The sequence below is a fragment of the Proteus sp. FZP2095 genome (assembly GCF_023701425.1).
GTDB lineage: Bacteria > Pseudomonadota > Gammaproteobacteria > Enterobacterales > Enterobacteriaceae > Proteus > Proteus cibarius.
This window is the reverse complement of record NZ_JAMQBJ010000001.1, coordinates 1,933,907-1,957,810: the sequence shown is the minus strand read 5'-3', so window position 1 is coordinate 1,957,810 and position 23,904 is coordinate 1,933,907. Positions and strand designations below refer to the sequence as shown.

The 23,904-nt window shown below is 37.0% G+C and carries 17 protein-coding genes; 9 read left to right on the top strand and 8 right to left on the bottom strand.

The window, feature by feature from the left end; all coding sequences use genetic code 11:
- Positions 1-3: 3 nt before the first annotated feature.
- The 9 genes from NBG71_RS09385 to NBG71_RS09345 all read left to right on the top strand — a co-directional run bounded on the left by NBG71_RS09385 (position 4) and on the right by NBG71_RS09345 (position 7,894).
- Positions 4-1,194, top strand: a complete 1,191-nt coding sequence (locus tag NBG71_RS09385; protein WP_075673688.1) for an SIS domain-containing protein — start codon at positions 4-6, stop codon at positions 1,192-1,194.
- Between the two features lie 24 nt (positions 1,195-1,218).
- Positions 1,219-1,713 carry a PTS N-acetylgalactosamine transporter subunit IIB gene (agaV, locus tag NBG71_RS09380; RefSeq protein WP_023581440.1) on the top strand — a complete coding sequence of 165 codons (495 nt, stop codon included), beginning with the start codon at positions 1,219-1,221 and terminating at the stop codon, positions 1,711-1,713.
- Positions 1,714-1,760: 47 nt separating this feature from the next.
- Entirely contained in the window at positions 1,761-2,528 is a 768-nt protein-coding gene (agaW, locus tag NBG71_RS09375) for a PTS N-acetylgalactosamine transporter subunit IIC (RefSeq protein ID WP_075673689.1), read from the top strand.
- Complete coding sequence (locus NBG71_RS09370) at positions 2,518-3,408, top strand: PTS system mannose/fructose/sorbose family transporter subunit IID (protein ID WP_072063421.1); 891 nt, start codon at positions 2,518-2,520, stop codon at positions 3,406-3,408. Before agaW ends, NBG71_RS09370 begins: the two co-directional genes overlap by 11 nt.
- Before the next feature lie 99 nt (positions 3,409-3,507).
- The gene (gene agaF, locus NBG71_RS09365) at positions 3,508-3,942 is read left to right on the top strand and encodes a PTS galactosamine/N-acetylgalactosamine transporter subunit IIA (protein WP_075673690.1); all 435 of its coding nucleotides are present in this window, start codon (positions 3,508-3,510) and stop codon (positions 3,940-3,942) included.
- On the top strand, positions 3,939-5,108 hold the full coding sequence (gene nagA, locus NBG71_RS09360) for an N-acetylglucosamine-6-phosphate deacetylase (protein ID WP_075673691.1): 1,170 nt from the start codon (positions 3,939-3,941) through the stop codon (positions 5,106-5,108). The genes agaF and nagA overlap by 4 nt, the downstream gene beginning before the upstream one ends.
- 42 nt (positions 5,109-5,150) lie before the next feature.
- A complete protein-coding gene (gene kduI, locus NBG71_RS09355) occupies positions 5,151-5,981 on the top strand; it encodes a 5-dehydro-4-deoxy-D-glucuronate isomerase (RefSeq protein ID WP_075673692.1) in 831 nt (276 codons plus the stop codon).
- A 78-nt stretch (positions 5,982-6,059) separates the two neighbouring features.
- Positions 6,060-6,815 (top strand): 2-dehydro-3-deoxy-D-gluconate 5-dehydrogenase KduD, encoded by a 756-nt coding sequence (kduD, locus tag NBG71_RS09350; RefSeq protein ID WP_075673693.1) that lies wholly within the window; start codon positions 6,060-6,062, stop codon positions 6,813-6,815.
- 17 nt (positions 6,816-6,832) lie between these two features.
- Entirely contained in the window at positions 6,833-7,894 is a 1,062-nt protein-coding gene (locus tag NBG71_RS09345) for a glycoside hydrolase family 88/105 protein (protein ID WP_075673694.1), read from the top strand.
- Between the two features lie 1,198 nt (positions 7,895-9,092).
- Here the strand turns inward: NBG71_RS09345 and NBG71_RS09340 are convergent.
- The 8 genes from NBG71_RS09340 to NBG71_RS09305 all read right to left on the bottom strand — a co-directional run bounded on the left by NBG71_RS09340 (position 9,093) and on the right by NBG71_RS09305 (position 22,923).
- Positions 9,093-12,134: a chondroitinase family polysaccharide lyase gene (locus NBG71_RS09340; RefSeq protein WP_250916795.1), complete on the bottom strand. Its 3,042-nt coding sequence runs from the start codon at positions 12,132-12,134 to the stop codon at positions 9,093-9,095.
- A gap of 54 nt (positions 12,135-12,188) precedes the next feature.
- Positions 12,189-15,254: a chondroitinase family polysaccharide lyase gene (locus tag NBG71_RS09335; protein ID WP_250916794.1), complete on the bottom strand. Its 3,066-nt coding sequence runs from the start codon at positions 15,252-15,254 to the stop codon at positions 12,189-12,191.
- 11 nt (positions 15,255-15,265) lie between these two features.
- Entirely contained in the window at positions 15,266-17,431 is a 2,166-nt protein-coding gene (locus NBG71_RS09330) for an autotransporter family protein (RefSeq protein WP_223672401.1), read from the bottom strand.
- A gap of 36 nt (positions 17,432-17,467) precedes the next feature.
- Positions 17,468-18,352, bottom strand: a complete 885-nt coding sequence (locus NBG71_RS09325) for an OmpG porin family protein (protein ID WP_075673698.1) — start codon at positions 18,350-18,352, stop codon at positions 17,468-17,470.
- Positions 18,353-18,498: 146 nt separating this feature from the next.
- Entirely contained in the window at positions 18,499-20,058 is a 1,560-nt protein-coding gene (locus tag NBG71_RS09320; protein WP_075673699.1) for a sulfatase-like hydrolase/transferase, read from the bottom strand.
- 326 nt (positions 20,059-20,384) lie between these two features.
- A complete protein-coding gene (locus NBG71_RS09315) occupies positions 20,385-20,876 on the bottom strand; it encodes an N-acetyltransferase (RefSeq protein WP_075673700.1) in 492 nt (163 codons plus the stop codon).
- A gap of 234 nt (positions 20,877-21,110) precedes the next feature.
- Positions 21,111-21,860, bottom strand: a complete 750-nt coding sequence (locus tag NBG71_RS09310; protein WP_075673701.1) for a YadA-like family protein — start codon at positions 21,858-21,860, stop codon at positions 21,111-21,113.
- 235 nt (positions 21,861-22,095) lie between these two features.
- Positions 22,096-22,923, bottom strand: coding sequence for a MurR/RpiR family transcriptional regulator (locus NBG71_RS09305; RefSeq protein WP_075670703.1), 828 nt, complete (start codon positions 22,921-22,923; stop codon positions 22,096-22,098).
- Positions 22,924-23,904 lie beyond the last annotated feature (981 nt).

Here is a 23,904-nt window from a genome sequence, read left to right as displayed (position 1 = left end):
ACCATGGAATATTTAAGTTATCAGACCGCTCAATTAGAGCAACTGAATGCATTTTGGACTGCGAAAGAAATTGAGCAACAACCAGAATGTTGGAAGAAAACATGGCAATCAGTAAAAGAAAAACGTGCTGATATTGAAGCCTTTCTAAATGAAGCGCTGGCTGTACCTCATGCGCGCATTATTTTAACTGGAGCGGGTACGTCTGCATTTGCTGGGAAAGCATTGGCTCCTATTTTAAGTGGCCATACAAAACGTCGCGTCGATGCGATTGCAACAACTGATTTAGTGGCTGATCCACAAGAATATTTAGCAGAAGATATTCCTACATTATTGATTTCTTTTGCTCGTTCCGGAAATAGCCCTGAAAGTGTGGCTGCATTAGATGTTGCGACGGAATGCCTATCACAATGTTATCACTTGGTGCTGACATGTAATGCAAATGGCAAGCTTTATGAGTATTGCCAAAATAACAGTAGTGCATTGGCACTGTTGATGCCTGAAGAATCCAATGACCGTTCTTTAGCAATGACCTCTAGCTTTTCATCCATGATGATGGCTGCGGTAACTATCTTTTTAGGTGATAACGTTTTTAGTGATTCGATTGCTCCTTTTTTTAGCCACTATAAAGCGCAGTTTAATAAAGCAAATCAAATTATTAGGGATAAATACGCGGGTAAGTTTAAACGGGTTATTTATCTTGGAAGCGGTGGATTGCAAGGTTTAGCGCAAGAAGCTGCGTTGAAAATGTTAGAGCTAACAGCAGGTAAAGTGGTTGCGAGCTTTGATACTCCATTAGGTTTTCGACATGGGCCTAAGTCTATCGTAAATAAAGAAACTTTAGTGGTGATGTTTTTCTCTAATGATCCTTATACACGTCAATATGAGACTGACTTATTACGAGAGGTTATTCACGATAATGCATCAGGCAAGGTGATCGCGATCACCGCACGAAATGATAACGCTTTTTCGCCTGAGAGTTTTGTTTATATTCCTGCGTTAGAGAACTGTTCTGATGTGGCGCTATTGTTCCCTTACTTGATGTTGGCGCAATCATTCGCATTTCACAGTTCCATTGCACTAGGGAATACGCCTGATAACCCGTCTCCGACAGGAGAAATCAACCGCGTTGTACAAGGCGTCACAATTTATCCGTTCTCACACAAAAAAGACGACACACAGTCTGTTTTAAATTAATAAAATATAATAAGAGAGCTAATCATGAACACACCGAATATTGTCTGGACCCGCATTGATGAACGTTTACTCCATGGTCAAATCCGCATTACATGGGGTAAACATACAGAAGCAAACCTGATTTTAGTGGCTAATGATGACGCAGCCGAAGGCCCTAATGCTGCATTTATGCAAGCAGGAATGAAAGCATCAGCAGGTGGTGAATATGCTGTTCGCTTCTTCTCTATTCAAAAGACTATTGATGTTATTAGTAAAGCATCTCCTCGTCAGAAAATTTTTGTTTTGTGTAATAACCCGAAAGATGTTGCCCGTTTAGTGGAAGGTGGCGTGCCCATTACTCACTGTAATGTTGGCAATATGCATTTTCATGAAGGAAAACGCCAAATTGCGAAAACTGTATCAGTCAATGATGCTGACATTGAAGCGTTTAAAAGCCTCGTCGCAAATGGGGTCACTTGCACAATCCAAAACACTCCCGATCAGACACCTGTTGATGTGTTAGCGCTCGCATCAGCCTGATAACTTCCTGAAGAAAAAACCTGCATTAGCAGGTTTGAGGATTATTTATGATTTTTGAAGCTTCTTTAGTGGCTTTATGGGCCTTCTTTTGCGGTATAGATAAGTATGACGTTGCATTAAATATTCACAGACCACTCATTACAGGGCCTGTTGTTGGCCTGATTATGGGTGATATGCAAGTTGGATTAATTGCAGGTGCGACGTTAGAACTCGCGTGGTTAGGGCTTGTTCCTAACGCAGGCGCTCAGCCACCTGATGTGACGTTAGGTACGATTGCTGCTGTTGCTTTTGCTGTGATGACAAAACAATCACCTGAAGTTGCTATGGGGATTGGTATGCCAATCGCAGTGTTAATGCAAATGTTAGTGATTGGCTTCTTTGCAGTGACGGCTTTCACTATGGGGAAAGCCGATAGGTATGCTGAAAGAGCTGATGCTGCGGGGATTTCACGGTTACTTATTATTACCATTACGGTGCGTTCATTGCTCTATGCTTTAGTTGCTTTCGTGACGGTCTATTTTGGTGAGCATGCAGCTCAATGGATTGATGAAAATACCCCGAAAGTGTTGCTCGAAGGTTTAGGTATTGGCGCGAAGATGGTTCCGGCAATTGGTTTTGCTATGTTGTTGAAAATTATGTGGTCAAAAGAAGTTGCAGGTGTGTTCTTCATTGGTTTTGTGATGACAACCTATCTAAAGCTCCCAATTATGGCAGTCGCTATTTTGGGCGCATCAGCCGCTGCGCTCTACTTCTTCTTTAGTGGTAACAACAAAAATACAAGTCAGCAGAATGAGGATTTCGAAGATGGTATCTGATAATAGCACCGCATTAAAAACGCAGGATAAAACAGAAACGGGTTCTTTGATTGATGGCATTGATGAGTATCAAGATACCACTGTCAGAAAAGTTATCACTAAAGGTGACCTTTGGAAGTGTGCATTCCGTGGTTTATTTATGGAAGGTAACTTTAACTTCGAACGTATGCAAGGTGGTGGATTTGCCTTCTCGATTATCCCTGCATTAAAGAAAATTCATGGGAATAATAAGCGTGACTATGCAACATCACTGAAAAACCATCTGCAATTTTTTAATGCCAGTCCTAAGCTGTTTACCTTTTTATTGGGTACAGCCGTTGCAATGGAAGAAAACAAAGAAAAACCATCGACTGTTAACGTCATGAAAGTTGCGGGAATGGGGCCAACCGGGGGAATAGGTGATGCTATCGACCATATGACCTTGATGCCACTGACATTAGCATTGGGTGCATCTATTGCAATGGAAGGTTCGATTGCAGGACCTTTTGTTTTCTTCTTTTTATATCAAATTGTGCACTTTTTAGTGTATTTCGGGCTGATGTTTATGGGTTATCGCGCGGGAACCGCTGCGATGGTCAATATGAGTGATGCCACTGAAAAGCTGGCTAAAGCAGCCAATATTATGGGGATTTTTGTTATCGGTGCGCTGAGTGCAACTTTTATCAAGGTGCAAACCACCGCCTCGCTGGAGCTGGGAGGAAAGGTGGTTGAATTACAAACTGCGCTCTTTGACAAAATTATGCCGAACTTATTACCTCTGTGCTTGGTTTTCCTTATGTACAAAATGGTTAAAAGCACCGGTTTTTGGGGTAAGCCTCCGGTATTGATTTTCTCAACTCTTGCATTTGGCGTTGTCGGTCACGTATTAGGGTTCTTATAACAGAAAACCTTTATAGCCGTCGTTATTGTCAATCGAAATACATTATTAACTTGCTATAAACGGGCAGGAGAGTCTTCTGCTGCCCGCAAGGAGTCACTCATGATAGGTCTTATTGTTTCAGGACATCTTAATTTTGCCTCTGGTATGGCATCAGCCGTAAAAGCGATTGCCGGCGAGCAAGAAGATATCGCATTTATCGATTTTGTTGAGTCAATTTCTCCTGATGAACTTGAAGAAAAAATGCGTGAAGCGATCAACTCAATGTCATGTCAGCAATATCTATTCCTAACAGATTTACCTGGTGGAACACCTTGTAATCGTGCAATGGCCATTATGATGAAAAATCCTGCCGTTGAAGTATTAGCGGGTGTGAATCTACCAATGATTGTTAATGCGGCTTTCGAACGAGAAGGGTGTTCAACATCAGAGTTAGTGCAAATATTACGCGAAATAGGTCAAGACAGTATTCAAGATATTCGTGAGCAATTGGCACAAATAGATAGCAATGATGTTGAAGAAGAAGACGGTTTATGAGTCAGCAATATGCCATTTTAGCCGATCGAACTTTTACACCAGAAGGTATTCGTTATCTTTGCTATGTCCGTGTTAAAGACGATGTCATTGAATCAATCACCACGCAAGCACCAACAGATTGCCCCATTATTCGCCTAAAAGGGAAATCGTTATTACCCGGTTTTGTGGATATTCATATTCATGGCCGTGAAGGTGCTGATGTAATGGATGCGACTCAACAAGGATTACAAACCATTGCTGATGCTTTAGTGAAAACAGGTGTAGTTGCATGGGTTGGTACAACCGTTACTGCGCCTATGGATGATATTCGCCAAGCATTATCACAAGTACGTGAGTTTTTGTCGAAGCCACAAACTTCTGGCGCACAGTTACTTGGGAGTTTTTTAGAAGGGCCTTATTTTACTGAGCGCCATAGAGGCTCTCATCCTGTGAAATATCTAAAAGCACCAACGATATCAGAGCTAGAAACATTGCTTGAAAGTGCGGGAGACACATTATTGCGTGTCGCTGTTGCGCCGGAAGCACAAGGTTCGATGGAGGCGATTGATTGGTTGGTCAATCGAGGCATTAAACCTAGTGTGGCGCATACAGCGGCAACTTATGAACAAACATCAGATGCTTTTTTACATGGCGCTGATTGTGGTGTGCATTTGTATAACGGAATGACGGGACTTCATCATCGCGAACCGGGATGTTGTGGTGCCGTGTTGTATCACAATGTATTGGCGGAATTGATTGCAGATGGCATTCATGTTCATCCCGTTATGATGCAATTAGCGTATCGCATGAAAGGTTATCAACAACTCGCTTTAATTACTGATTGCATGCGAGCTGGTGGGTTACCTGATGGAGATTATAGGCTGGGTGCACAAACTGTAAGTGTTACTCAGGGGCAGGCCAAAACAGCCGATGGCTCTTTGGCTGGGAGCACATGTAGCTTAGACAGTGCATTAAGAAATATGGTGCAACTCGCACATGTTCCTGAATGGGAAGCAGTACAAATGGCGAGTGCGATCCCCGCTGAGTATCTCGGTATCGGCGACAAATTGGGTTATATCAAAGCGGGGCGACAAGCCAGCTTTGCTGTGGTGGATGAATGTTTTCATCTCACCGATACATTCATCAGAGGAAATCATATTTACTCTGTATCCGGGGAAAATGTGTAGCTTTTCAGTTATGCACCCATCAGTAAAAATGAGGTATTTATAATGGAAATTCGTCAACCAATTCATAGTGAACATGCTAAAAGGCTTGATACAGAAGGACTTCGCAAGGAGTTCCTGATAGAGAACTTATTCTGTGAAGGGGAAATGAATCTCACTTATAGCCATATAGATCGTATTATTGTTGGCGGTATTGTTCCTACAACACAGCCTTTAGCATTAATGGCGGGTAAAGCCTTAGGCGTTGATTTCTTTTTAGAAAGACGTGAGCTAGGTGCCATTAATATTGGTGGCGCTGGTAAAGTGGTTGTTGATGGTGAAGTGTTTGATATTGGTTCTCGCGAAGCCATTTATATCGGAATGGGCGCTAAAAGCGTTGAATTTATGAGTGATAGCGTGGAAACACCTGCTCGTTTTTATATGAATTGTGCACCAGCACACCACACATATCCAACCCGCAAAATTACTCAACAACAAGCCTCACCTGAAAAATTAGGTAATACAGAAAATTGCAACGTTCGTACTATTTATAAATTTTTACACCCTTCAGTACTACCAACGTGTCAATTATCCATGGGGATGACAGTTCTTGAACCGGGTAGCTTATGGAATACCATGCCTTGTCATACTCATGAACGCCGTATGGAAGTATATCTCTATTTTGATATGAAAGATGACAATGTGGTTTTCCATTATATGGGAGAGCCAACGGAAACTCGTCATTTGGTTGTTCGTAACGAGCAAGCGGTGATAAGCCCTAGTTGGTCAATTCACTCCGGTGTGGGCTCAGCATCTTATACTTTTATTTGGGGAATGGTTGGCGAAAATCAGGTCTTCCACGATATGGACCATGTAGCAATGAAAGATCTGAAATAACCATAAATAGTTATATTTTCTTCTTATCCTACATATAAAAAGGTGTGGCTATAAGGCCACACCTAAGAGGTTATTGTTATGAATTTATTCGATTTAAATGGCAAGGTTGCTATTGTTACAGGTTGTAATACTGGGTTAGGTCAAGGTATGGCTATTGGTTTAGCAAAAGCCGGTGCTGATATTGTGGGCGTTGGAATTCAAGATGCGCCTGAAACTCGCCAACAAGTAGAGGCATTGGGGCGCCGTTTTCATTACATTACGCAAAATTTAATGAAACAAGATGGATTACAAGCGCTGGTGGATGAAGCAACTTCTGTTATGGGGCGCATTGATATTTTAGTAAATAATGCTGGTATTATTCGCCGAGAAGATCTTTTGGAGTTTGGTGAAAAAGATTGGGATGATGTGATTGATATTAATCAGAAAACACTATTCTTTTTATCTCAAAAAGTGGCTCGCCAATTTGTGAAACAAGGAGAGGGGGGCAAAATAATTAATATTGCTTCTATGCTCTCTTATCAAGGTGGTATTCGTGTACCTTCTTACACCGCAAGTAAATCTGCAGTAATGGGACTAACTCGCGCATTGGCGACTGAACTTTCTCAATACAATATCAATGTAAATGCAATTGCTCCGGGCTATATGGCAACAGATAACACTGCTGCTCTGCGTGCTGATGATGCTCGTAATGCTGCTATTTTAGAGCGTATTCCTGCTGGACGTTGGGGAACACCAGAAGATGTTGCAGGTCCTGCAATTTTCTTAGCCTCTAAAGCCAGTGACTATGTTAATGGATTCACCATTGCCGTTGATGGTGGTTGGTTAGCTCGTTAATTTCATGGAGAAATAGGATGGAACACGCTAATACAGAGGCTTTGCAAAGAGAGCTTGTATTACAAAACATGAAGCGAGTGTATCGTTATCAATCGGCTAATCAAGTTCGCAGTGTTCGTCGCCGTAGTGGTAAAACCCGTTTTATTAAAGACACAGATTGGGAACGCGGTGTTTTATGGAGTTGTGTAAGTGCAGCATGGCAAGCTACACAAGATGAAGAATATCTTAATGGCATATTGAATTACACATTACATACAGGGTTTAGAACAGGTCCTAATGCGCGTTTTGCTGATGACCATGTTTGTGCACAAGCTTATTTGGCTATCAGTCCGCTTTTTGAGCAATCTGAAGTGATTGAACCAACAATCAAAGCATTTGATATCATGCTCAATGAACCTAAGCCTGGCCGTGAAGATTGGTGGTGGTGTGATGCACTTTTTATGGCGCCTCCAGGATTTGCTGCATTAGCCGAAATCACCAATGAGCGACGTTATTTAGATTATATGCACACAGCTTATTGGGATGCGATTGACCATTTACGTGATCCTGAAACAGGGCTTATCTTCCGTGATCATCGCTATATTCCTGATGGTCAAGGCAATGAATTACGTGAAGCTAATGGTGAAAAAGTATTTTGGAGTCGTGGTATTGGTTGGGTTTTAGCTTCGATACCGCGTATCTTAAAATATATGCCTGATGATTATCATGGTCGTGAACGTTATATTGCATTATTTAAAGAATTAGCGACCTCCATCCTAGATTATCAACATGAAGATGGTTTTTGGCGGACTAGTTTACTCGATCCTGATAATTTTCCTGCACCAGAAAGTTCAGCAACAGCGCTATTTTGTTATGGGCTAGCATGGGGAATTAATCAGGGAGTATTAGAGAAAGATGTGTATTGCCCCGCATTAAATAGAGCATGGTCAGCATTACAAACCTGTATTCATGACAATGGCATGATAGGTTGGGTTCAACTTCCGGCATTTAACCCTCGTGAAGTGAAGTTCGAACATAATATGGATTATGGTGCTGGTGCTTATTTATTAGCAGGAAGTGAAGTTTTAAATCTTTTGTAAAATTGCTAGAGCTTTGATATTGACGCTTTGTTGTTTTTCTTGCGCTTTACATGCCTTCCGTGCAATATTTTCCTATCTAGGATGCCGACTAAAAATAAGGTCGGCTTTTTTATTTTTAATATAATAAGAGGTAACAGTAATCTGTTACCTCTTATTTTAAATTTGGGTGCTTAGATAAATACGCAATTATTGAAAAAGGAAACTGTGGGGGAGTGCTCCCCCACAAGATTAATATAAAGTAAACGTTATATTAACCTGAATAGTTAAATATTCAGTAGTTGGTATGAATAAATAAGGTATTTACTCTCTAATAATACGCGATTCGATATTATCATCGTCACGATCATCAGTCCGATTAAAGAATATTTTTTCATTTCCTCTTGCACTCCGATAAAGATAGAGGCAAAATCAAATTGTTGGTGTTTGAGTCCGCCTCGGTGAATATACAATATATTTTCCGGGGCTTTTCTCTTTCTGGTGTTTGCAAAATGCTTGAACCAGATTGATCCAAGCACCCGTGCAGAGAATAACAAAATAATCATCGGGCACAACACATTTATTTTTAATAATAAAGCTAGCGATTTGTTTTTGCTTTTTTTAAATGATTTATTTGTTAATTGAGATAAATAATAAAATAAGAGGTAACAATAATCTGTTACCTCTTATTATAAATTTGGGTGCTTAGATAAATACACAACTATTGAAAAAGGAAACTGTGGGGGAGTGCTCCCCCACAAGATTAATATAAAGTAAACGCTATATTAACCTGAATAGTTAAATATTCAGTAGTTGGTATGAATAAATAAGGTATTTACTCTCTAATAATACGCGATTCGATATTATCATCGTCACGATCATCAGTCCGATTAAAGAATATTTTTTCATTTCCTCTTGCACTCCGATAAAGATAGAGGCAAAATCAAATTGTTGGGTATGATTTGGCCTCGATTAATGTTAAATAACGTAATCGGGGCTTTTCTCTTTCTGGTGTCTGCAAAATGCTTGAACCAGATTGATCCAAGCACCCGTGCAGAGAATAACAAAATAATCATCGGGCACAACACATTTATTTTTAATAATAAAGCTAGCGATTTGTTTTTGCTTTTTTAAATAATTAATTTATTCGTTAATTTATATTTAATAAAAAAGAGTCTCGATATTCTTATGTCGAGACTCTTTAGTTTAAAAGTTACGAAATTTACTTAACTAAATTAATAACAGTAGGTGTTGCCTGTATGGTTGTTGTCGTAATAAGAGTGTTGTTATTGTAGTGCTTAATAATAACACCGGGTTGAGGTGTTGTTAATTTCCATATTCCTTTTACGGTAATAGTACTATTTGTTGATTGCGATTCTGCTGTAAGCCAATGGCGAGAATAAACACTAACTTCTATTTGATCACCTTTATCATCAAATTGATCTTTTTCTCGACCTTGATATAAATTTAAATCTGGATTAACAATACTTAATGTTAATTGCTGATTTTGTATTTTAGCCATGACCATAACCGGCGCATCACTGGATAATAATGTTGCATCCGCTGACTTTAACTGAGTGGCTTCAAAAAAAGCATATCCCTCTTCTTGGGTTATTTTATCTTTTACCGCATGAAGCTGATCATTATGTTGTAATACTATGTATTCGGGAGCTTTATTATTTTGTGCTTCGATAGCTATTGCATATTCATAATTTGCATTACTTGGTGCTTTACCATGATAAATAACAGCTGTTGCAAATAATTGTTCTGTCGGTTTTGAATTTCTATCATCAAGTGAATGTTGTTTTTGATAACTAAACTCTACGGTTTGTCCTTTAGTCAACTTATATAAATTACCGGCAGGATCAATTAAAGTATCTGCATTATTTAAAGTTAACTGAGTACCTAATTGATTAATCTCTTTGCCATTAATTATCACTGATTGTAATTTAGGAACAGCGAACTGGAATAGTGTTGTTTCTGTTGAATGTTGCTTATCATCATTTTCAATACCTGAGCCTAAAGCGATCACTCTATTATCAAATAAGAAATAGGATTTATTTGCCTTCAAGCTCTGTTGTTGATATTTACTGTGGCCATGTAATTTCATAGCAAACATACTGTTGTTATTTAATGTATTGGCACCAGAATAACTCTCAGTTGAAAGCAACATTTCTTCAATACCCGCACTAGGCAATTGATTAAGTTTTGCCTCAAGTTCGTTATATGGAAGATGGATTGTGGTTGTTCCTGGGTATCGATTCCAATCCCACCCAGCATGGCTAAACCCTGATTGAGTTAAATTAGCTGGAATAATTTCTAATTGTCCATATTGTAAATAGCGTCCATAACGATTGTTATTCTCATAACTTTCATTACCAACAAGATAGCGACTAAAACCACGAGCAATTGCAAGCCAGCTTTGTTGTGGTGACTGGGCTGATGCTCTGCGTTGTATTGCCATTGACGCATAATTCATTGCCCATGCACCAACAGGTTCATTTTCAGCCTTAATACCTTCAAAATGTGCTTTGTTATCTAATTTTGCATAAGCGGCAGATAATGTGGGATCTAACTTCTGTTTACCATCAGGAGTTCCTGCTAAGGCCATCCATTTAAATGGAGCTATTCCAATTTTATGTAATCCTGTGGGATGACGGCCACTTAATACCACAGGAATTTGTGTCTCTTTAGTGTAGATCCGCATTTTTAACAGAACATCTTTTAAACGCTCATGAGCTGAAGTTGATAAGCGAAAAGGAGAGTCACTTAATGCATAAACACTCGGTGCTAAACCCCCAAATGCGTCTTTAGCGTAGGCTGGATAATGTTGTGAATGATGAAAAATAGAACCATCAGATTTAAAACCACCGGCAACGCCTTTTGAACTTAGTATGGTTTTATTGAGCCAGTTTTGCAGTTGTGCTAAAGCTTGTTGGCGTTGTTGATAATCTGGCAACATCAGTAAGCTTTTTATCATCCACTGTAATTGAGTATTGAGAATATCAACGTTCGCATCAACGATTTCATCATCTTTTTCGAAAATCCGTCCACTGGCGTTGTACCACATCATCGCTTGCTGAGTAGGGGCTAAGAGGTTGTTTTTTGCGAGAATATGACGACCAATAAACCATGCATCAAAAAGCTCTCTGGTTTGATAGCCAACATGAGTAATAATCTGATAACCACTACCTCGCGTAAAACCTTGTTCAAGAACGTAACGAGTTCCTAATAAATAGAGATCTTCTAATTTTTTTCGATCGGTTGCTGATAAGGAATTACTACGCAAGTAAATAGCAGTTTGAAGAAGTGTTTTACCCACATCTCTTAGCATATTTGTATCAAGCAATGCTTGTTTTGTCTCATCACTAAATACACCTTCGACTTTCATAAAGTTTTGCCGGTTAGGATGATCTAGTGCTTTCCCTGTTATTGAACCATCAGCGTGTTGTGTTAATTCTAATTTTTCCCAGAGTGCTAAATTTTTATTTAGCATGTCAGAGGTGATTTTTTTCTCGCTACTAATTCCCTGATAATACTCAAAACGCTGGTAAATCGATGCCATCTCAGCTTGATCGTCATGAAATTCGGTATCGAAATTTAGAGTTGGATAATGCGCTTTAAACATCTGATCGTACATCAGTAAAGCACTCCAGTTTTTACTGACCATGGTATTTACTGCATTGTTTACGTACGGTGTTTGATAGTCAGGAACTGCCCAACGATTATCTAAAGGTACACTCATAATAATTTGATCAAAAAATAGAGTTCCAGCCTGATTTGGGGCTGCTATCACTAATTGATCAAATTGACCTGTTGCTGTGCCTTGCATATCACGAAAAGGAATTGCAATACCTCTCCATCCCGTAAAATCAAGTTGAGTATCGAAACTTAATGCAATTTTATTATTTTGTTTAAATGCAAATGTTAATGGGGAAGATTGAGGTTTCTCATTATAAATCCACATCATAAAAGTGAGTGGTGTCGCTGTATTTTTATCATCTTGGTAATTAACAATATTATTTAGTGTTAATGTTGTTTGTGGTTGATATTGCCATTTGAGTGATTGTTCACCATCTTTAGCATGCTGTTTGCTCAGTGATAATTGATTATTACCTGAAGTGGTGAGGGTATTAGGTATTTCACTCTCAAAGAGATAAATATCACCGAAAGTTTCATGGGAAAGAGAAGGTAATGCCTGTGCGGGTAATGATAAACATAAACTTAATGCTATTGCATGTGCTAAAGGATTTTTTATTAGCATAATCAGATTTCCTGCAAATAAAAAAGGAACGCAAGTGCGTTCCTTTTAGTGATATCAAGAGAGAGGTGAAAGTTTGATTTCTTGTGGAATACCAAAGTAACTGGTAAACGTTAGTTCAGTGTTATCACCTGAAACGTTATATTTTACGTCACTATTTTTATCAGTAGGTTGCCATTTCCCGTTGATGATGACATTGATAGTAACGGCAGTTGCTGCTTTCTGACGTGTCATGTTTAAATCCGGTGTAACAGCACTAACAGTGAGTGTATTTCCTTGATGATGAGTCATCACAATCGCAGGTTTATCAACCTTTTTGATCCATTTATCTTCGATTGAAGCAGATTGATAAAAGGCGTATCCCGTCACGTTGCTGAGTTTATCGTAAATAATATGAACATCTTTATCTTTACGAAGAACCTGATATAACCCATTATTTTCACGGAATTTTTTAGCCATTTCTCCCATTTTTTCAGGAGTCGCATCTAAAAAGACCATATACTCATAACTGGAATCTTTAGGTTGAACACTGTGATCAATCCAGGCTGAACTGAAGTTTCCTTCTGTTGGCTGGCGATTTTTATTTTCAGCCGAAGTCTGGTGTTGACGACTGATATTCACTTTTTCAGCTTGAGTAATTAAATAACCATTACCGTTGCTATCAATTAACCAATCACCCTGTTTTAGTGTTGCTTGATAAGGAAACGCTTCAACTTTTTGCCCATTAATCCAAATGGTATTTAATGATGGCGTTATGGCATGTTGAAATAAGGTTGTTTCAACATCTTTATTCTTATTACTGCTATTTATATTGCTGCCAATAAAAATTAAGTGGTTATCAGTGGCTAATACACTCTTTTTCGCGGTAAAATTAGGATCAAAACGCTCAAGATTAGCAGGATAAATCAGATCGAATGCCATCATGCCATATTGACCTTCAAGAGCTGATGTCCCACTAAATCCACGCTCGCCACGTTGCATTAATGTATGAGGTTTAGGGCTGTCTAATTCTTTAAGAGGAAGATGAATTGTGGTTGCCCCTGGCATTCTATTCCAATCCCAACCTTCTTGCTGATAGCCTTGTGAAAGCTGCGAACCATTATTCACTATTTGAGCGACACCATGACTTTGATAACGACCATAACGGTTATCTTTGTTATAAATTTCAGATGACCAAACATTGGTATTATAAGCTTTCAGTGTCACCATTTTATCTTGCCAGCGATGAATACCAAAAGCCCCACCATTAAAGGCATAGAAACCTTGAGGTAAAGCAGCTGGTGCAATAGTTTCTCCAAAAATAGCTTTCGATTCGCTTTGTGTTTTATCACTTATTGCAAGATAAATAGACGCGAGTGTTTTATCTGGAGACGGTTTTGCAGACATGGCAAGCCAGTAGTAGCCTTGTGCGACGGATTTTAACGAAGGTGAGTTAAAAGGGTGTCGCCCAGCAAGAGGTAACCCAACTTCAGGGTTACTGTAAATCCACGCTGAAACCATTGCTTTTTTCAGGTTATTCCAACCGCTTTCACCCACTGAAAATGGTGTGCCGCGTAGTAAATAAATAAGCTGAGAGGCATTTTTAAAGGCAGGGAAAGAGTAACCTGGATAGTTACCTTCATGGCGCCACGCTGTGCCATCAGGACGTAAACCATCTTTACCGCCTGGTGGTACTTGAGTTAACGCCCCTGTGATGTAATGACTGAAAGTATTAACTAAGTTGATGCGTTTTTGATCATCAGGCTCTAGCAGTAATAAGGCTAAGTGCTGACGAGATAAGGTGTTGAAATAGTCTAAGTCTGAACTATCTGCTCCTACCTTCATATCAAAACTACTTTTAAACTCTCGTGAATACCACAGTAATGAGTCATAAACTTGAGTTTGTAGTTTTGCTTCTTTTAAGGCATCAGACATTAATAGTGTAGAAATGTACCACCAACGAGAACTGTATCCCCAGTGATGGGTTGTGACTAATGCACTCCCTTTAACAAAGCCTTGGTCTAATAAATGCTTTGTCATTAATAAGTACATCTGTTTTAACTGGGCTTTTTGTGTCGGATCTTTTTCAAGGACATAAGCACGGCTGATATTAAACATTAATGTTGTGTAGTTACCAAGAATGACATAATTATCAAAAAGTCGCTTATCTTGAGCATTAAGGTTTTCTGGCTGATAAATAATGGTTTGTTTATCCGTGATCAGATGTCGCCCTTGTATTCCACCATCCGCTAAAGTACGAATATTGAGTGCATCAAAGTCACTTTTTAATTTACTAATATTTTCTTCTAGTGCGAGATTTGTCTCTTTTTCACCACCGACAAATTCATTAATCAAGCGTTGACGAATAAGATCAATCGCCGCTAAGTTTTCAGGTGTCACGGGTAACTGAGGTTGCACGTTATGAAATTGGATCTCAGGCTCTGATAAGCGTGTTTTAACTTGATAATCAGACCATTGATAGCGAGCATCATCGATAGAAAACATAATGCGATCGATATAGATTTCACCCTGACCTACATTAGATGGGGCTTTAAATCGAATACTGTCGACATTAGCACCTAAAGAGCGACCAATGCTGTCTTGAGTACCATCAGAAGAGGTATTCATTGCATTTAAGGTCATCTCTCGATTTTCAAGATCGTTATTTAAAGAGATCCCAACAGCACGCCAGCCAGTGAAATTTAGTTTTACTTTAAAACCCGCTTGTGCTTCGCTCGTTGAATTCAGTTTCTCTCCAAAATCGATAGTAAGATAACCATCAATGGGTTTTTCATTATAAAGCCAAAATGATAAAACAGGTGTTGATGCACGTCCCCATGCTTTAGACGCTTCTTTATCTGTTGGGACAATAAGTTTTTTATGCAAAGTAAAACTGCTGCCACCTTTCCATTTCCACAAAAGGGATTGGCTTCCCATAACACTACGCTTATCAGATAACGTCAGTGTTGAGTTTTTATCTGATGAAAAGTCCGCTAATGGGTTACTTTGCGCAAAGTGATAGATTTCTGACTGCATCAGATTTTTAGGATCAAATGCAGGATTGCTGGTAGCTGCAAGTGCATTATAAGGGGCTGATAATAGCCCCAGTGTCATAGCAAGTGCAGTAAAGCGAAATATCGGCATTATTTTTCTCCTTAGAAACGTTGGCTAACGGTGAAGCCAATGCGTCCTTCATTGAATTTGTCATAACGCTGATATCCCATTGTTGTGCCTAAATTTAACGATTGGGAAATATCGAGATTTGCCCCTAATTCAGCACTAATAATGTCGCCACCAACACGATTTCCTTTAATATCGAAGGTGTTTCCTCCAGTATTAAAATAAGTGAGGCTATGACGTTGATTAATATTATTGTCACCTGCAATATCTTTGAAATAACGCAAATTAAGGGATGGAGTTAATTTGCCATAAGCGGTTTGATAGTTATTCCATAAAGCAACTGAACCACCTAATTGATTAACAGCATAGCGTTGGCCATAAGTTTGCATAGATAATGTAGAGCCCGTTTCTTCCCATGAATCAATATTTAGCCATTGATATTGGTAAGTCAGCATTGGTTTAATATGGATGAAATCAAAATCAAAATAGGTTCCAGCGTTAATTTGATAACCTAATTGCACACCAGAATAATCACCTTTTGCTTTGGTATTTCCTTCCCATCCTGTATTACCACCGATATCTCGTTCGCTATCGACAGTGTAATAACCAATATTTAAATTACCGTTTAGGAATAATGTGTCACTATACCAACCGGTGTAAGGCATAAATTCAAAATGGTTAATTTCTTTACTTGCGTTACGTTGTTTGGCATCAGCTTTTGCGTAGTTATAAGCAAAAGAAACACCGATCAGAGCATCTTGATTAATTTCGTAATCAGTACCGATTTGAATGCCTGTGCGGTAAGTGTTGTAACCGTTAACTCCACCTTGATTGCTTTGCGTACCATAACCGTACAGCACATTAGCCCAGCTATTCCAGCCAGCTTCTCTTTCTTCAATAGGCAATTGGTTATCATAGCGTAAATATCGATGATCAATATTATTGCGCATATCTTCAACCATGATTAATCCCGCTTGAATATCACTACCATCGGCTATAGGGGCTAAATCATTCGATAATGCAGCAATATTATTATCGTCATTTCCAGCTGCGACTAATAGACTCAGTGCTTCATCTGAAACTTGGCTACGCGTATTATTAAATTCATTTAGTACAGTTGGAATAACAAAGTTGGCTGCTGCTAATCCATTTTCACTGGCACCGCCACGCTCGGCAGCACTAATAAAGTTATTACCACCTTCGTAGCTAATACCATAACGCGCAACTAATTGGTTACCACTAACACCACCGCTAATATTAGGTGGTGTAGTCTCTAACCATGAATCTGTTTTTTCTAATAAAGGAGAAATATCGGGTGCAATAGCATTTGCATCTGTAACCGTAATCCCAGCTTCATCTTTAATAGCTGAATTGGAAGAAATTAAAACAATATCTTTATTTATGATGTTATCGACACTGGTGCCTTTAAAATCTAGCTTGGCTTGGCTACCTTTCTTAAAAGTGACATCACCGTCAACATGAAGAATAGTTTCATCGGTATTGGTATTGTCATCAAGGCGGAAAATAAGCTGGCTATTTTCCTTATTCATGAAATTACCTTCCCAGTGGATCGTTCTATCTTTTCCTTGGATAGTTAAATTACCGTGGTTTTCAATTAATGGAACACCTGTAATTTTATATCCATCAAATAGGGCATTTTGAGAACCACCTTGATAAGCGAAATTTATTTTAGTATCCGCATGGCCATTTCCTAAAATATCACCGTGGATCTCACCATTTACATCACTTCTAAAACCTGTTTTCAGTGTTCTAAAATCAATGGCTGCGGTTTTTCCACGAATAATAGCACCGTCTCTAACATAAACACCTGTACCTCGTTTAGGGAAATCGCCTTCAACCAATATGGCTGTGCCATTTTCACTGGTCACATTAGCACCATTTAAATTGATATTACTGCTAAAAGAAGCCCCTTGATTTATTTTGATGGCACTGGCTCCATCACCAGTAACAGTAATATTTTTTGTAATTGCTTGGGCTTTGTATTCTGTTGATGAGCCATTAAATACAACTCCATCACCTTGAGAAACAGTAACATCTTTATTTATTTGAGCCGTATTCCCGTCATTAATATTAACTGTTTCGCAGATATTTAAAGTAGGATCACATTCTGCCGCCCATGCTGAACCATAAATAGCTGATAAAATAGCAGCGCTCAAAAATAACAATTTTTTATTTTTCACAATATAACTCCATGAACAATTATATGGTTTTAATTATTAGAATGTTGCTCGGAATGAAACTTTGAAATAATCTTGAGTTGATTTACTACCATCGTTTTTATTTTCAACTCGTTCATTATAATATTCCGTCATGACTCGCCATTGAGGTGATATTTGATAAGCCATTTGTAAGGTATAACGTGTCATATCTTTTTCGATATAAACGCCTTTGTTTGTCCTATCTTCTATTTTTCCGAAAATAGATTTACGCATTGATGGAGAAACAATTAATCCTACTGGAGTTGTCCAGTTTACATACATACGTAATTGTTGATTATGGTTTGTTTCTTTTGTGTCATATTCTTCATGTCGTATTGCTTGTTTACCACCATCAAAATAAGCCACAGTTGTATTAATATTAGGAGTGATAAAATAACGTAGACCAGGTTCAATTTCCCAGCCTAAATAATCCGTATTTGTGATACCATTACTGCGTTTGTCTTCTTTCTTTTGTAAGCCAAATAAAACACTACCGGTTAAAACCCAATCTTTATTAATTGGAAATTGGTAATTGGTTTTTGATTCATAAAAATCAATAGTTAAGCGACTACCATTATCATAGTTAGTCAGATCTTGACGTACTTTTAAACCAGGTTGGATCCAACCATTATTTAATTTAAAACGATAACTACCCTGTAAATCATAACGCTGATAACGATTTTTATTGTCATGCTCACGTTGACGAAAACCAACATCGAAATACCAGTTAGACTTATCTGGATTAATATTAAAATCTACACGATAACCAGCATAGTTATTGGGTGTATCGTAATCTGCCGTTTCCCAAGAAAACATGGCATTGACATTAGCTGCCTGAGAATGAAAAGAAGTTAAACCTAAGCCAAGAAGAGGTAAAAAAAGAGCAATACGAAGTTTGTTCATGGTATATATCCAATTCTTTATTCGCTTTTATTTTTGTCAAATTTTAGGTGTAGGACATTTTTCCCTTTATTTTATTAAAAGGATTTTTTATATCAGCGAATTGGGTTTATATATAGCGCCATAAAGCTATGGCGCAGATATTTTTATTATTTTTCTTTACATGTCGATATTGTTTTATTTAATTTATTGGTTGTTGCCGTAATAAATTCAGTGGCGCGCCAAGAATCTCCTGTTTTTTCCAACCAAGGGGTTAATTCTTCTTTAATTAATTTCTCAATTAAAGGCATATTATCTTTGGCAATATTTTTCATTTGATATGGATCATTCACATTGTCATATAAAGTATATTTCAATGGTTGCCCATCTTGTCTATCTATAACCAAAGTATGAGTTTTAGTTCTTACACCTCGTTTACCAAATGAAGGTTCACCATAAGGAATAAAGAGATAAAGCTGAGAGTTTGCTGTGTCGCCTTTGCCTGTCACTACTCTATCTGCAAGATCAGTACCTTCTACTGAATCAGGGATCCATTCTGATAAACCAAGTAGCCCTAAGATAGTCGGATAAATATCAGGTGCTGACATGAGTGCATCGTCAGAACCTGGTTTAATTTTACCTGGTAAACGAAACATCATAGGAACACGCATGGATTCTTCATAAGGATTATTTTTTGTTGCTTGTCCATTTGCCCCTAAGCAACTGCCATGATCAGAGAAGAACACAACGAGAGTATTATCTGCAAGGCCTTGTTTTTCTAATTCATCTACGATGCGACCAAATTGCTCATCAACACCGTTGACCATTGCCATATATTCTTTGAAATATTGAGGGCCATAGCCTTCTTGATATTCAGTATCCCACTGTACATTAGGGCGTGTATTTAGCTCTTTTGACGTTTTACCTTGATAAGCATCGAGGTATTTTTTCGGTACTTGATCATAAGGTGAATGAGGTGGATTCATTGAAACCACTAATGCAAATGGTTTCGAATTGTCTCTAAATTGATTGTTTTCATTTTTGAGGAACTTGATTGCCATATCAGCTTCATGTTCAGGTCCCCACTGATCAATGTAAATTGGCTTATCACGAGGGGTATCGTTTGCCCAATACATTGGTTTTAAATGTAAATCGTAAGTGCCATAAGAATACCAAAAATCAAAACCATGGCGTCTATCTGGTGCCGCCCATTCATTCCAATAGCGACCTTCCATTGGATTGTTGTAACTTTCAATAAATGGTTCGTAAGGCGCATCAAGATGCCATTTACCAATATAACCAGTACTGTAATCGAGAGATTTTAAAACATCAGACCAACATTTGGCATAAGGCGATAAATCAATACCCACTTTGCCACCATAGTCATGTGCATTTCCTGTAATACCATTACGAACAGGGTATTGACCTGTCATAAACATGCCACGAAATGGTGAACAAAGAGGGTAGTTTGAAGCCATCTGCGTCATTACTTTGGCTTGCTTCGCAAATTTATTCAAATTAGGTGTAATTGAAGGGTCTTCCCCCATAAACTGTAATGCATGAGCACGCATTTCATCTGGGAAAACAATTAATAGGTTAGGGGCATTCTCTGGACGCGACCGCGTGTTAGAAGCCGAATTCCCTGAATTAGCAATAACAGGGGTAGAAACAGTCATTGCTGCACCGCTGGCTGCGAGTCCTTTGATAAAAGTTCTGCGGGAAACAGTCATTGCTTCCTCCTATTTTACGTTTACTTTCGAATTGGTGTCTTTTATCTTATTTATACTTTTGTATAAGATCAAAAAGTAAGTTAACGAAAGATCAATAATTGAAAGGGAGATCACAGAATGATGTCAAATTGTAAGCAATTTGGCAGCCAAAATAGGAGTTGGAATATTGTTAAGAATAGATTAACTTTTTATTGTTTTATGTATTATACTGATTTGTATGGTTATTATTTGTTTTGTGATGGCGATAGCAAAAATACTTAAAAGCCTCTATTTTTAGCTAGAAAACTGAATAACAGAAAGTGTAAGTATTTTTCTTTCGTTTGTTTTCATTGTCCTTTAATGACCCACCAAGATGTGCCTTTAAACTCAAAATTTTTAACGATCTCCATACCTAGTTTTTGATGGGCTTTTAGTGACCGAATATTTTCACTATTCACAAATGCAATAGGATGCCCGCCATGTAAAGAACAGATCTGCTGGTAGAGATCTTTTAATAGGGATTTTCCACGGTGCAATTTATCTATACAAACAGGGCCGTAAAACCAATTATTTTGTGTTATTTCTGGAAAGTGTTGATTAATAGCTTGAGCAATTGGAGGGATCGAAAAAGAGGTAACAGGAAAGCTAAAAACAACAGCTACAATATTTGCTTGGTAAAGTGCAATGATGGCGTTAGTGCTACTTTGATACATCGCCTCAACTTTATTTAGAGGGTATTCGCCATATAATCCACCTTGCTGAGATTCAGAATTTGCCTGTAATAATAGTGCGACTGCATTAATATCTTTAGCGGTCATTTTTTGAAATATATAATTCATTTTTTATTCCTTTTTTCTCTAGCTTATAATTCTAGTATATAAAAAATAGTCTATATTACAAAAAATATATTAGAGATACTAAAGTTAAACTTATCGATCTCTCTTTAAATGACGCATTTTTATTAAATTTCTAATTATGTTTTTTATAAATAAGCAGTAATATTACTTAGATATTACCGCTTTAATTATAAAGTTATTTTTTAATAATAATCTGATTATAGAAAAGAAAATCGATTACCAACCATACGCTAATCCACCGCCAATAATAATTTCCTTTTCACTATTAATGGAAGAGTTTAATCGAAATGCAATGTCGTTATTCGGTTTATATTGTACACCTCCAGCAAATGCTGTGCCTGTTCGATAATTACTAATACCGATTCCGCCGCTTAAGGTGTGATGAGAAAGATAAGGAATGCTAGTCATTGCAACAGATGAAGCAATGCCAGCAAATACTTTCTTCTCTAACGCGATAATTTCTTTATCTAAATTTGCAATTGAATCTGTGATTTCAGCTTGTCTTTTTCTATAATAATTATCAAAATTATTAACATGGGTTTTGAGATCACTGATATCTGTACTGACAGTTCTTTTTAGTTGATTGATGGCGTTAGTTGTTGTTGTTCTATTTTTATCTACCAATTTTTTAGTTTGAATAAGATTTACTGCATCTGTATTATTTTTACCATCACTAATATTGACTAATCGAGAAGTATGATTATTCTCAATATTACCAAATGACACTGTATTTTCTTCTGTTGCTAATGAATTAGTTCCTATAGCAACTGAATGTGTATTTTTAGCTTGGCTATTTGTTCCTATTGCAATTGAACCGTTACCAGATGCTTTACTTTTTTCACCTAATGAAATACTGGGAATACTTACGATTATTGGTTTTTCTTTATTTTCTTTTATTAAATGAGTGTTTGAATAAGAAAAGGTTGGAAATAAGAAAACAATTAAAAATAATTTTTTAAATAGCATTTAATTTAATCCTTTAATGATCTTTGGTGGTATGAATTAATGCTAAATGATTGCTTTTCTCATCACAAATGAAACATTCTGTATTTACTCTTAAAAAAAGTTTTAAATAAGATACTAAGCTATTTAATATTTGGTTAATAGTTGAGGATATATTCAATTAAATATTATTTTAAAAATTATTTATTTTATGAAAAACTGCACCTTAATTAAGATGCAGTTTGAGATAAAAAAATCATTAACGTTTTTTTCTAAAAGCAAAAGCGACGGAAATTGCTTGTAGTAAACACATTGTTGATGTTTGAGAACGAAAGGTTTTTATTTGAGCTTCTTTAACTGTTAAACAAACATCGCTTAGACTCGCTAATGGGCTAATTGGACTATCAGTAACAATAATCTGTTTTGCTTCTTTGTAAGTCGCCATTTCACACATTTTTTGCATTTCATCTGAATACGGGTGGAAGTGAATGCCAAAGAGCACATCACGATGTGTAATATTTCTCAATTGCTCTTTGTACATACCACCTAAACTGTTAACAAAAACAGTCTCACAAGGGATATGCGAGAGAGCATGAAAAAAATAACTTGCAGCACTGAATGAGTGATGAAAGCCACAAATATAAATTGTTTCAGCGTGTTCCAGTAATTGTAATGTTTTATTTAACATTTCTCTGTGAGTCTGATTTGCCAATTGTTGCAATGAATGGCTATTTGCTTGCGCAAATTCTTGCAAAATATAGGCAGGCTCATTCAGATTAGGAGGCTCCTCTTTATATTTTTGTTTATAAGTTAAATTTTCATTTTCGTTTACCATTTCATTCATCAGATGGTTTTGAAATAATTGTTTCATTTCATTAAAGCCATTGAAATGAAATGCGTTGGCAAAACGAATTAATGTCGATGGAGGAACATTTGCTTTATCTGCAAGGATCGCAATTGTATCAAATGCCACACTGTTTTTATTATCAAGTAGATAATGTGCAACCTGCTGTAGCCTTTTACTTAATCCATTATAGCGGGAGCGAACTTGTTCCTGTAGTTCATTCAGATTTGTTGCAGTAGACATAGTGCCCTCAATAAAAATACTATTGTAATTGTAGTGTTTTTTGCTTGGGATTTGAATGTTTTTAGCTAATAGTAATTAAAATGAAATATAGAGTTAATTCCAAGTAAATGAATAACCTAAAGGTAATTATTTGATGTTTAAAACTCTATTTTATTTATTCTTTATTACTTTTATTATCACTTTGTGAAATTAATTTTCTTTATTTGCAATTAAATGAAATTATTATTTCGTTCAGCTAAGGTGATATTAATAATGATATTGGGTTTATTTGAATGGATTAACCGTATTTGACATTATTAACTTTATATTACTGGGAGTTTAACTTAGGTTGTTATTTTTGCTTGCCAATGTTATCTCTATTTAAAATGTGAAGTGTTTTAATATCTTTGTGCGCGATGATTGATATTTATAATACGACACTTGTTTTATTTGTTAATGATAGTAATTTATCACTATCTTAATTTAAATTTATTTTTATTGGTTGAAATTTTTATATGCAAAACGATTACTCGTGGATTAATTTATTAATGCACTATTGTCATGATCACTACTCAGAAATGATGCCTGTTATATTTTTTGTTTGTATTGTTGGTATTATTTTTGGTGTTGTACGTGAAATGCGCTGGTTATCCGTTTTTTTTACGGTTCCTCTCATTATTATCGTATTTTGTTTAATAAGTTCTAATTTAGAATAAGTAAAAAAATGCAATTGTTTTTATGGTTGGACAATTGTTATATTTTTCTTATTTCGCTTTTTATTTTTACTTCTTTATTTATTCTTTTTCTTATGTATATAAACACCTGCCAATACACCCATCTTATTTTGAAAAAAGCCTGATCCAACAATGTCATTGATTAGATAATCAACATAGTGACTAATAAGAGCTTATTACTTATTGATTATTATTGATAATGATAAGCAAATTATTTGTTGAATTATAGGCTAACAATTTATTCTCAATACACTAAACTAGATAACAT